The following is an 8,729-nucleotide window of genomic DNA, read 5'->3' as shown; positions in this document are numbered from 1 at the left end:
ACCCCGAACCGCGACGTGACGCACGCGCCTGTTTGCGGCAAGCTCCTCCCGGATTGAACAGGGAGTCGCGATGAACAAGCAGCCGGTCATTCTGGTTACCGGAGCCGCCCGCCGCGTCGGTGCCGCCATCGCGCGACGCTTGCATGCAGCGGGCTGCGCCGTCGCCATCCACTACCGAAGCTCGGCCGATGAGGCGGAGGCGCTCGCGCAGGAACTCAACGCCGTGCGGGCGAACAGCGCGCACACGTTCCCCGGCGCACTGGAAAACGATGCCACGCCGACGGCGCTGGTGAATGCCGTGCTGGCGCACTTCGGCCGGCTCGACGGACTGGTCAACAATGCCTCGGCGTTCTATCCCACGCCGATCGGTGAAACCACCGCCGCGCATTGGGACGATCTCTTCGCCGCGAATGCGCGCGCACCGTTCTTTCTCGCCCAGGCGGCGACGCCTGCACTACGTGCGGCGCATGGCGCCATCGTCAACATCGTCGATATCTACGCAGAGCGACCGCTCGCCGGGCACGTCGTCTACTCGATGGCAAAAGCGGCGCTGGTCATGCTGACGCAGGCGCTGGCCAAGGATCTTGCGCCGGATGTGCGCGTGAACGCTGTGGCGCCAGGCGCGATTCTCTGGCCCGCCTCCGGTAAGCCGGAAGAGGCCGCTGAGGCGCTGATCGCCAAAACGCCACTGGCGCGCAAGGGCGAGCCGGACGACGTGGCCGAAGCCGTGCGGTGGTTGATGATGGATGCGCATTACACGACCGGGCAGGTGATTCGTGTCGATGGCGGGCGGGCATTGAATATCTGAGGGCAATGCGTTCTTACAAAAGGCGAGGCCCCCGTGTGGGGGCCTCGCCTTGTGCGGATCGCCGATGAATCGGCTCCTACCGTTCTTATTTCTTCGGGCGGAACGCCGATTCCAGCAGGGCGCGGTCGAAGCCCTGGCCCGGGTCGCCTTCTTCGGCGAAGCGGTACAACGCCGCCGAGTAGACGCCGTGCATCGCGGTCTGGAACAGGCTGAGGGCAACCAGGCCAATCACCGCGGCGGCGCCGACGACGAACATCAGCGCGACGGAGTGCGTGGCGACCGCGCCGAGGAAGAGCATGCCGCTGACCAGGAGCAGGCCGAAGGTAAGCAGGCTTCCGGCAACACCGATGCCCGCGTTGCCGATGAGGTTCTCGCCCCAGGTATCGCGTAGCAGCGACGCGCTGCGCTTGATCGCGTCGACGGGACCAACGTCCTGTGCAGCGAGCACCGGCACGACGAGGAAGGTGGCAACCGTCCAGCCGAAGCCGAGCAGACCGACGACGATGCGACCGATGAGGCCGAAACGCTCCTGCAGTGCGCGCAGGATCATGCCGACCGTGGCGGCGATGAGCGCATAGCCGATGATGTTGGGCAGCTTGCCCATGGCGAGCCGGACGCCATCGCGCACCGTCGGATTGCCACCATCGAGACGGATCATCGCAGCCGAAGCCAGCGCGGTGTTGAAGAAGATCACCACTGTGTACTGCACGAAGTAGAACAGGAAGCTCACCAGCATGAACATCGGTGAGGCATGACCGCGCTGGCCTTCGAAGCCGGCACGATGATGTGCGATCAGGGTGAACACCGGCCACGCGAAGGTGGCGATCACGGCGAGCGAAGCCAGTCCCGCGAAAAGCGGAAAGAGCATCAGCTCCTTGTCCTGACGGAGGATATTGGCGCTCGACTTCATCAGCGCCCAACTGCGTGCGAACTTACCCATTTCCCTTTCCCTTTGGCCCCTTTGGTGGAACGCGTTGTAGCATCCCGGGGCAGCGGTTCGCCAGAGCCGACGCCTCAGGGACTCCCTAGGACTTGGCGTTGACGGCGTCGGTGCAAGCTTCGTCCAGCGTCAGGGGTTCGCTTTCTGTCGGAAAAGCCGCCCAGAGCTCGGCCATGGTCCGGCCGTTGACCGGATGACGAACCGACGGCGCGATGTCCACCATGGGCTTGAGCACGAAGGCGTGTCGCAGTTCGCCGCGCGGCAACTTCAGGTTTCCCTTGCCACTCAGGACGAGGTCGTCGAAAAGGACGATATCCACGTCGAGCGTACGGGAGTCATACCGCGCACCACCCCGAATGCGGCCATGGCGGTCTTCCAACGCGTGCAGCCAGTCGTTCAGGGCGTCGGGCCCGAGGTCGCTGTCGATCGCGACGGCCAGATTGAAGAAGTCGGGGCCGTCGAAGCCGACGGCGGCGCTGCGATAGACCGGGGAGACGTCGATCTCGCCGAAGCGAACCCTCAGTTCCGCGACCGCAGCGACGAGCCAGCGCTCCGCATCGATGTTGGAGCCGAGGCTCAGATAGGCACGGCCAGTCCCGGTCATTCCGGTCGGATACCGCGTTCGATGCGGACGCCCACCGCCTTGGCACCGCGCACGGCACCCGGCTTGGAAAGCTTCAGGCGCACCCAGGACACGCCGAACTCTTCGCGCACGATATCGGCGCAACGCTCCGCCAGGGTTTCCACCAGACCGAAGCTGGAGGCTTCCACATACGACTGCAGTCGCTTGGATATGGACTTGTAGTTCAGCGTATCGGCGATGTCGTCGCTGGCCGCGGGGCGACGGTTGTCGAAAGCCATTTCCAGATCGAACGACAGTGTCTGCCGGATCCGGCGTTCCCAGTCGTAGATGCCGATGACCGCGTCGATGCGCAGGTCTTCGATGAAGACGATATCCATGGAGGGGCGTAGGGGACGAAGAAGGCCTTACAGGGTCCGCGACCGACCTGAGATACGCAAGTGGGGCGGCGCAAGTCAGGCCGCCCCACTCTCAGGCTTCCCCGCTCAGGCCGCGGGCAAACTCTCCAGGCTCCAGCGCGGATGCACTTCGATCGTGGCGTCCTGGTGCTGGCCGGACGCCAGACGGATCGCGCCGGCCAGCGCGATCATCGCCCCGTTGTCGGTGCAGAAGGCCAGGCGCGGGAAATAGACCCGGAAGCCGTCCTTCGCCCCGGCCTCGGCCAGTTGTTCGCGGAGGCGCTTGTTCGCACCGACGCCACCGGCGATCACCAGCCGTTTGGCCCCCGTGGCCTCGAGGGCGCGCCGGCATTTGATCGCCAGGGTGTCGACGATGGCCTCCTCGAAGGCCCTCGCCACGTCGGCGCGTGTCTGGTCGGTCTTGTCGCTGGCATTCCAGGCCAGCAGCACCTGGGTTTTCAGGCCGGAGAAGCTGAAGTCCAGTCCCGGCCGGTCGACCATGGGCCGGGAAAAGCGGAACTTGCCGGGCGTGCCTTGCTCGGCGAGCTTGGCCAGGGCCGGGCCGCCGGGGTAAGGCAAGCCCATCATCTTGGCCGTCTTGTCGAAGGCCTCGCCCGCCGCATCGTCCAGGGTGTCGCCTAAGATCGTGTACTCACCGATCGCCTTCACCTCGACCAGCATCGAATGACCACCGGAGACCAGCAGGGCCACGAACGGTGTCTCCGGCGGGTCGTCCTCGAGCAGGGGCGCCAACAGGTGACCTTCCATATGGTGGACACCGATGGCCGGTACGCCGAGCGCCCAGGCCATGGCGCGGGCGGCCGAAGCGCCCACGAGAAGAGCCCCGACCAGGCCAGGTCCCGCCGTATAGGCCACGCCACCGAGATCGGCAGGGGTGAGCCCGGCCTCCTTCAAGGCCTCGCGCACCAGGGGGACCAGCTTGCGCACATGGTCCCGGCTGGCCAGTTCSGGCACCACGCCGCCGTATTGGGCGTGCAGGGCGATCTGACTGAAAAGGGCGTGCGAAAGCAGGCCACGACCCGGTTTTTCCGGGTCCCAGCGCAGCAGGGCCACCCCTGTTTCATCACAGGACGTTTCCACGCCTAAAACAGGCTTTGAATTTTTCGAATCGATCACGTTATAATCCACGGCTCGCCCGGGTACTCCGGGTCAGTTTAATCAAGTGGAGTTTCCATGCCGAGCGTTAAAGTCCGCGAGAACGAGCCTTTCGAGCTTGCCCTCCGCCGCTTCAAGCGTACGTGCGAGAAGGCTGGCGTGCTGGCCGAAACGCGTAAGCGCGAATTTTATGAAAAGCCGACCCAGGAGCGTAAGCGCAAGCGCGCCGCTGCTGTGAAGCGTCACCTGCGCCGTCTGTCCCGCGACACGACGCGCCGGACCCGCATGTACTGATGCCCATCCCGGTCCTTTGGGACTGGGTATGGTACCTCGGCAGGCGCCCTGCGCGCTGCCCGGTGTATTCAGAGCGGAAATCCCGAGCCGGCTTTGCCGAAAGGTAAAGCCGGCTTTTCGTCGTCCCGGAGAAAGTGCATGAGCCTCAAGGCAAAGATCACCGAAGACATGAAGGCCGCCATGAAGGGCGGGGAAAAGGAGCGCCTCGCCGTGATCCGCCTGGTCCAGGCGCAGATCAAGCAGCGTGAAGTCGATGAGCGGATCGAGCTGGACGACACCCAGATCCTGGCCGTCCTCGAGAAGATGCAGAAACAGCGCCGCGACTCCATCGAGCAGTTCGACAAGGCAGGCCGTACCGATCTGTCCACCATCGAGCGCTACGAGATGGGCGTGATCGACGGCTACCTGCCGGCCAAGCTCGACGAGGCCGAACTGGACGCCATCATCGACGCCGCCATCGCCGAATCGGGTGCCACCACGGCGCGCGATATGGGCAAGGTGGTCGCCCTGATCAAGGAAAAGGCGGCCGGTCGTGCGGACATGGCTGCCGTGGCTGGAAAAATCAAAGCAAAGCTCGCGTAAGCGAGCCACCGACCCGTAGGAGCCGATTCATCGGCGAATGGCGAATAAACCGCTGCGTAGCAGCGCTCCGCCCTGGTTGCTAGCCTCCGCCTCCAACAGAGGAAGAGCTCGCCGATGAATCGGCTCCTACCGAGCAGGGATGGGCGGCTTCACGACAGCGCCACACGCCTGTCATTAATTTCCCCCGCGCGGCTGGTGGACTCCCTCCGGCGCTGACGGGGGATCCCTATGCTCAAGTACGCCATCATCTTCGGTCTCATCGCGCTGGTTACCGGCGCGCTGGGCTTCAGCCGCGTGTCCGGCATCGCCGCGACGATCGCCAAGGTCTGCTTCGCCATCTTCCTGATCCTGTTCGTGATCGCGATCCTGGCCGTGATCGGCGTGTTCCACATGGCGTTCTGACGATGATCCGGTCTCCATTCGGACGCGGATGCATGGCATCCTAGGCGACTGATGCGTGGCCGAATTCCCGACAATTTCATCGACGAACTGCTGACCCGCGTCGACATCGTCGACGTGATCGAGCGTCGCGTCCCGCTGAAAAAGGCGGGACGCGAATGGACCGCCTGCTGTCCGTTCCATAACGAGCGCTCACCGTCGTTCTACGTGAGCCCGCAGAAGCAGTTCTTCCACTGCTTCGGCTGCGGCGCGCACGGCAGTGCGATCAAGTTCCTCATGGACTACGACCGCCTCGAGTTCCCCGACGCCATCGAGGAACTCGCGCAGTCTGCGGGCCTGAAGGTGCCCTACGAGGGCAACCGCGACGACAAACCGCGCGAAGACCGCAGCGACCTCTACACCTTGCTCGACGATGCCGCGAGCTTCTATCAGCGCGAGCTCGGCAATAGCCCCGAGGCCACGTCCTACGTGGACCGCCGGGGCCTCGACGACGAGATCGTCAAGCGCTTCCGTATCGGCTGGGCGCCGGCGGGCTTTGATGGCGTGATGAAGGCCCTGGGCACGAACGATCGCCGGCGCCAACTGCTCAACGAAGCGGGCATGGTCGCCAGCAACGAGCGCGGTAACAAATACGATCGCTTCCGCGAGCGTGTGATGTTCCCGATCCTGGACCGCCGCGGCCGCGTCATTGCCTTCGGCGGGCGCGTCCTGTCGTCGGAGCAGAGCCCGAAGTACCTCAACTCGCCCGAGACCCCCTTGTTCCACAAGGGCAAGGAGCTGTTCGCCCTGTGGCAGGTGAAGCAGGCGAACCAGACGGTTACCCGGATCATGGTGGTCGAGGGCTACATGGACGTCATTGCCCTGCACCAGGCGGGGCTGCCGATCGCCGTCGCCACACTCGGCACGGCGACCACGCCCGAACATGCCGAGGTGCTCTTTCGTACCGCACCCGACGTGTATTTCTGCTTCGACGGCGACCGCGCCGGCAAGGCTGCCGCATGGCGGGCGCTGGAATCCGTGCTGCCGCGCATGCGCGACGGCCGCCAGGCGCACTTCCTCTTCCTGCCCGACGGCGAAGATCCGGACACCCTGGTGCGCAAGGAAGGCAAGGACGGCTTCGAGAAGCGCATGAAGGAGTCCATGCCGATGTCCGAGTACTTCTTTGAAGAGCTCGCCCGTGACGTCGATCTCAGCCGCCTGGATGGCCGGGCCCGCCTCGCCGAGCGGGCCCGGCCGCTCATCGCCAAGCTGCCTGACGGCGCCTTCCGCGACCTCATGGGCCAGGAGCTGGAGCGCCGTACGGGCGCCAAGGCGGTGCTGGAGCCCGAACCTGCGCCAGCCCGCCAGAATCAGGCACGGCCGGCCAACGTCCAGCGCAGCCTGGTACGCAGCGCGATCACGCTGCTGCTGGCCCAGCCCGCACTGGCCGACGAGGTCGAGCCTCCGTACGCGTTCCTGCGCCTGGACCGCCCCGGCGTGAACCTGCTGGCCGAGTTGATCGATGTGGCGCGGTCCCGCCCGGGCATCAATCCTGCGGTGCTGGTTGAGTATTTTCTTGACCGACCCGAGTACGCCTCCCTGCAGAAACTCATGCAGGCCGAGGTGGTCGGCGACGCGGATATGCAGCGCGTGGAGTTCCTCGGCTCGCTGGACCAGATGCAGCGCCAGGCCGTGACACAGCGTCGCGAATACCTGATCGGACGGAGCCGTGAAGGGGTCCTGGACGATACGGAGAAAGCTGAATTGCGCGTCCTGCTGGCCGCCCGCTCCGCCCCCGCCCCGGTGGACGGCGAATGATGCGCCGCACCGCGCCATTAACGCGATCCATGGGATCATCCGGGCTTCGTACCCTGAAGGGACCGGCCGGGGCCGGAATTGCGCGTCGCTGATGGATTTATTGAATCACCTCGTCGATCTTTTCGGGCAAAACGGCTACGCGGCTGTTTTCCTCGCCCTGATGCTCTGCGGAGCAGGTGCGCCCCTGCCGGAAGACATCACCCTGGTCGCCGGCGGCATCATCACCGGCCTGGGCTATGGCGATGTCCATACGATGGTCGGCGTGGGCATGGCGGGCGTCCTGGTCGGCGATTCGACGATGTTCCTGCTCGGCCGCCATTTCGGCGCGCGCATCCTGCGCTGGCGTTTCGTCGCCCGCCTGCTGACGCCCGAGCGCTACGCCAAGGTCCAGGAGAAGTTCGAGCGCTACGGCAATCGGATGATGTTCGTCGCCCGTTTCCTGCCGGGCATGCGCACCGCGGTATTCATCACCGCCGGCGCCACCCACCGCGTGGGCTTCTTTCGCTTCCTGCTGCTCGACGGCCTCGCGGCGGCGATCAGCGTGCCGCTATGGGTTTACCTAGGCTACTTCGGCGCGCACAACCACGAATGGCTGGCCATGTGGATCCACCGTGGGCAGGCAGGTATCTGGCTGGCGATCGCCGCTGCGCTGATCGCGCTGGCCGCGCTGTGGTGGCGTCGGAAGAAGGCTCCCCGGGACTGCTGAGCTCGCCAGGTAGGAGCCGATTCATCGGCGATGCTCTTCCTTCGATGGGAACTGAGGCAAGCAACCTTGGGGGAGCGCTGCTGCGCAGCGGTTTATTTATTATTCGCCGATGAATCGGCTCCTACGTTTCCTATTACGAGCGCTGGCCTGCTTCTGCGAATAGCCATTCGCGGAACACCATGGTTTCTTCGCGAGACACGGCATCGCGGGAGATCGCCAGGTAATAGGTGTGCTGCAGCGGCACGTCGATCCGGAAAGGCTCGGCGAGGCGACCCGCCGCGAGGTCATAAGCGACCAGCAGATCCTGGGCCAGCGCCACGCCTTGCCCTTCGATCGCCGCCTGCAACATCATCGTGCCGTCGCCGAAGCCCATGTCGCGCGAGACCATGGCGGTCTCCAGCCCGGCACGCTCGAACCACTGCTCCCAGCTGACCGCCGAAGCGGCACGACGACCGGGCCGTTCGTGCAGGAGCAGCTGATCGGCCAGATCGGCCGGGCCGTGGATGCGCTCCGCCAGTGAAGGGGCGCAGACCGGTGTGTAGCCACTGGTCGCGAGAATGGCCTGGTCGCCGCCCTCACTCAGGCGATCGTCGATGGCAAGGTCCCAACTCGCCTCATCGGCCCCGTCCGTCACGACTTCCACCGCGATATCCGGATGCTTCGAAAAGAAGCGGAACAGCCTCGGGACCAGCCATTTCGTACCGAAGGTCGGCGGTACGGAGACCCTCAACGAGGCGCTGCGCTCCCCCATCACCTGGTCAGTGGCATGTTGCAGCGCACGAAAAACGTCGCGGACACGCGGAAAGTAATTCTCGCCAGCTGACGTCAGCGACAGTTTATTGTTGCTACGCACAAAAAGCGCCGCACCCAGATATGACTCAAGCAATTTGACTTGGGCACTGACCGCAGCCGCCGTCAGCGAGAGTTCTTCACCGGCCTTGGTGAAGCTCAAATGCTGCGCTGCAAGTTCGAAGACTCGCACGGCGTTGAGAGGTAGCGAGCGCTTCATTGCGGACTCATTCAAAAAAACTTGGGGAAGCCCCGGAGAAATTCTAGTTTGCCTGTCCTGACAGGTGACGCCAATCATCCGTGGCGCTTTCGAACGGACC

11 protein-coding genes are annotated in these 8,729 nt (G+C 64.8%); 6 read left to right on the top strand and 5 right to left on the bottom strand.

Annotated elements, in window-relative coordinates; genetic code table 11:
* The first annotated feature begins 70 nt into the window (after positions 1–70).
* Positions 71–808, top strand: coding sequence for a pteridine reductase (locus AC1DYM_RS20560; RefSeq protein ID WP_477341538.1), 738 nt, complete (start codon positions 71–73; stop codon positions 806–808).
* 85 nt (positions 809–893) lie between these two features.
* Here the strand turns inward: AC1DYM_RS20560 and AC1DYM_RS20555 are convergent, their stop codons facing one another.
* From AC1DYM_RS20555 to tsaD, 4 genes are all read right to left on the bottom strand, one after another.
* The gene (locus AC1DYM_RS20555) at positions 894–1,748 is read right to left on the bottom strand and encodes a DUF6159 family protein (RefSeq protein WP_477341536.1); all 855 of its coding nucleotides are present in this window, start codon (positions 1,746–1,748) and stop codon (positions 894–896) included.
* A gap of 85 nt (positions 1,749–1,833) precedes the next feature.
* Positions 1,834–2,352 carry a 2-amino-4-hydroxy-6-hydroxymethyldihydropteridine diphosphokinase gene (gene folK, locus AC1DYM_RS20550; protein ID WP_477341535.1) on the bottom strand — a complete coding sequence of 173 codons (519 nt, stop codon included), beginning with the start codon at positions 2,350–2,352 and terminating at the stop codon, positions 1,834–1,836.
* Entirely contained in the window at positions 2,349–2,708 is a 360-nt protein-coding gene (gene folB, locus AC1DYM_RS20545; protein ID WP_046968181.1) for a dihydroneopterin aldolase, read from the bottom strand. Before folB ends, folK begins: the two co-directional genes overlap by 4 nt.
* A 105-nt stretch (positions 2,709–2,813) precedes the next feature.
* The gene (gene tsaD / locus AC1DYM_RS20540; RefSeq protein WP_477341540.1) at positions 2,814–3,860 is read right to left on the bottom strand and encodes a tRNA (adenosine(37)-N6)-threonylcarbamoyltransferase complex transferase subunit TsaD; all 1,047 of its coding nucleotides are present in this window, start codon (positions 3,858–3,860) and stop codon (positions 2,814–2,816) included.
* Between the two features lie 60 nt (positions 3,861–3,920).
* Here tsaD and rpsU point away from each other — a divergent pair, with 60 nt between their 5' ends.
* The 5 genes from rpsU (at position 3,921) to AC1DYM_RS20515 (ending at position 7,620) form a co-directional block, all read left to right on the top strand.
* Positions 3,921–4,136 (top strand): 30S ribosomal protein S21, encoded by a 216-nt coding sequence (gene rpsU / locus AC1DYM_RS20535; protein WP_029213735.1) that lies wholly within the window; start codon positions 3,921–3,923, stop codon positions 4,134–4,136.
* 138 nt (positions 4,137–4,274) lie between these two features.
* Positions 4,275–4,718, top strand: a complete 444-nt coding sequence (locus tag AC1DYM_RS20530) for a GatB/YqeY domain-containing protein (protein WP_477341532.1) — start codon at positions 4,275–4,277, stop codon at positions 4,716–4,718.
* 228 nt (positions 4,719–4,946) lie between these two features.
* Positions 4,947–5,120 carry a DUF1328 domain-containing protein gene (locus AC1DYM_RS20525; RefSeq protein WP_029213737.1) on the top strand — a complete coding sequence of 58 codons (174 nt, stop codon included), beginning with the start codon at positions 4,947–4,949 and terminating at the stop codon, positions 5,118–5,120.
* 51 nt (positions 5,121–5,171) lie between these two features.
* A complete protein-coding gene (gene dnaG, locus AC1DYM_RS20520; protein ID WP_477341530.1) occupies positions 5,172–6,914 on the top strand; it encodes a DNA primase in 1,743 nt (580 codons plus the stop codon).
* Between the two features lie 91 nt (positions 6,915–7,005).
* On the top strand, positions 7,006–7,620 hold the full coding sequence (locus AC1DYM_RS20515) for a DedA family protein (protein WP_477341528.1): 615 nt from the start codon (positions 7,006–7,008) through the stop codon (positions 7,618–7,620).
* Between the two features lie 133 nt (positions 7,621–7,753).
* Here AC1DYM_RS20515 and AC1DYM_RS20510 read toward each other — a convergent pair whose 3' ends face one another.
* The gene (locus AC1DYM_RS20510) at positions 7,754–8,707 is read right to left on the bottom strand and encodes a LysR substrate-binding domain-containing protein (protein WP_477341526.1); all 954 of its coding nucleotides are present in this window, start codon (positions 8,705–8,707) and stop codon (positions 7,754–7,756) included.
* Positions 8,708–8,729 lie beyond the last annotated feature (22 nt).

This window comes from Luteibacter sp. P1_D3 (genome assembly GCF_056406135.1).
Note: the sequence above shows the minus strand (reverse complement) of the source record. Positions and strands in the feature narration are given on the sequence as shown.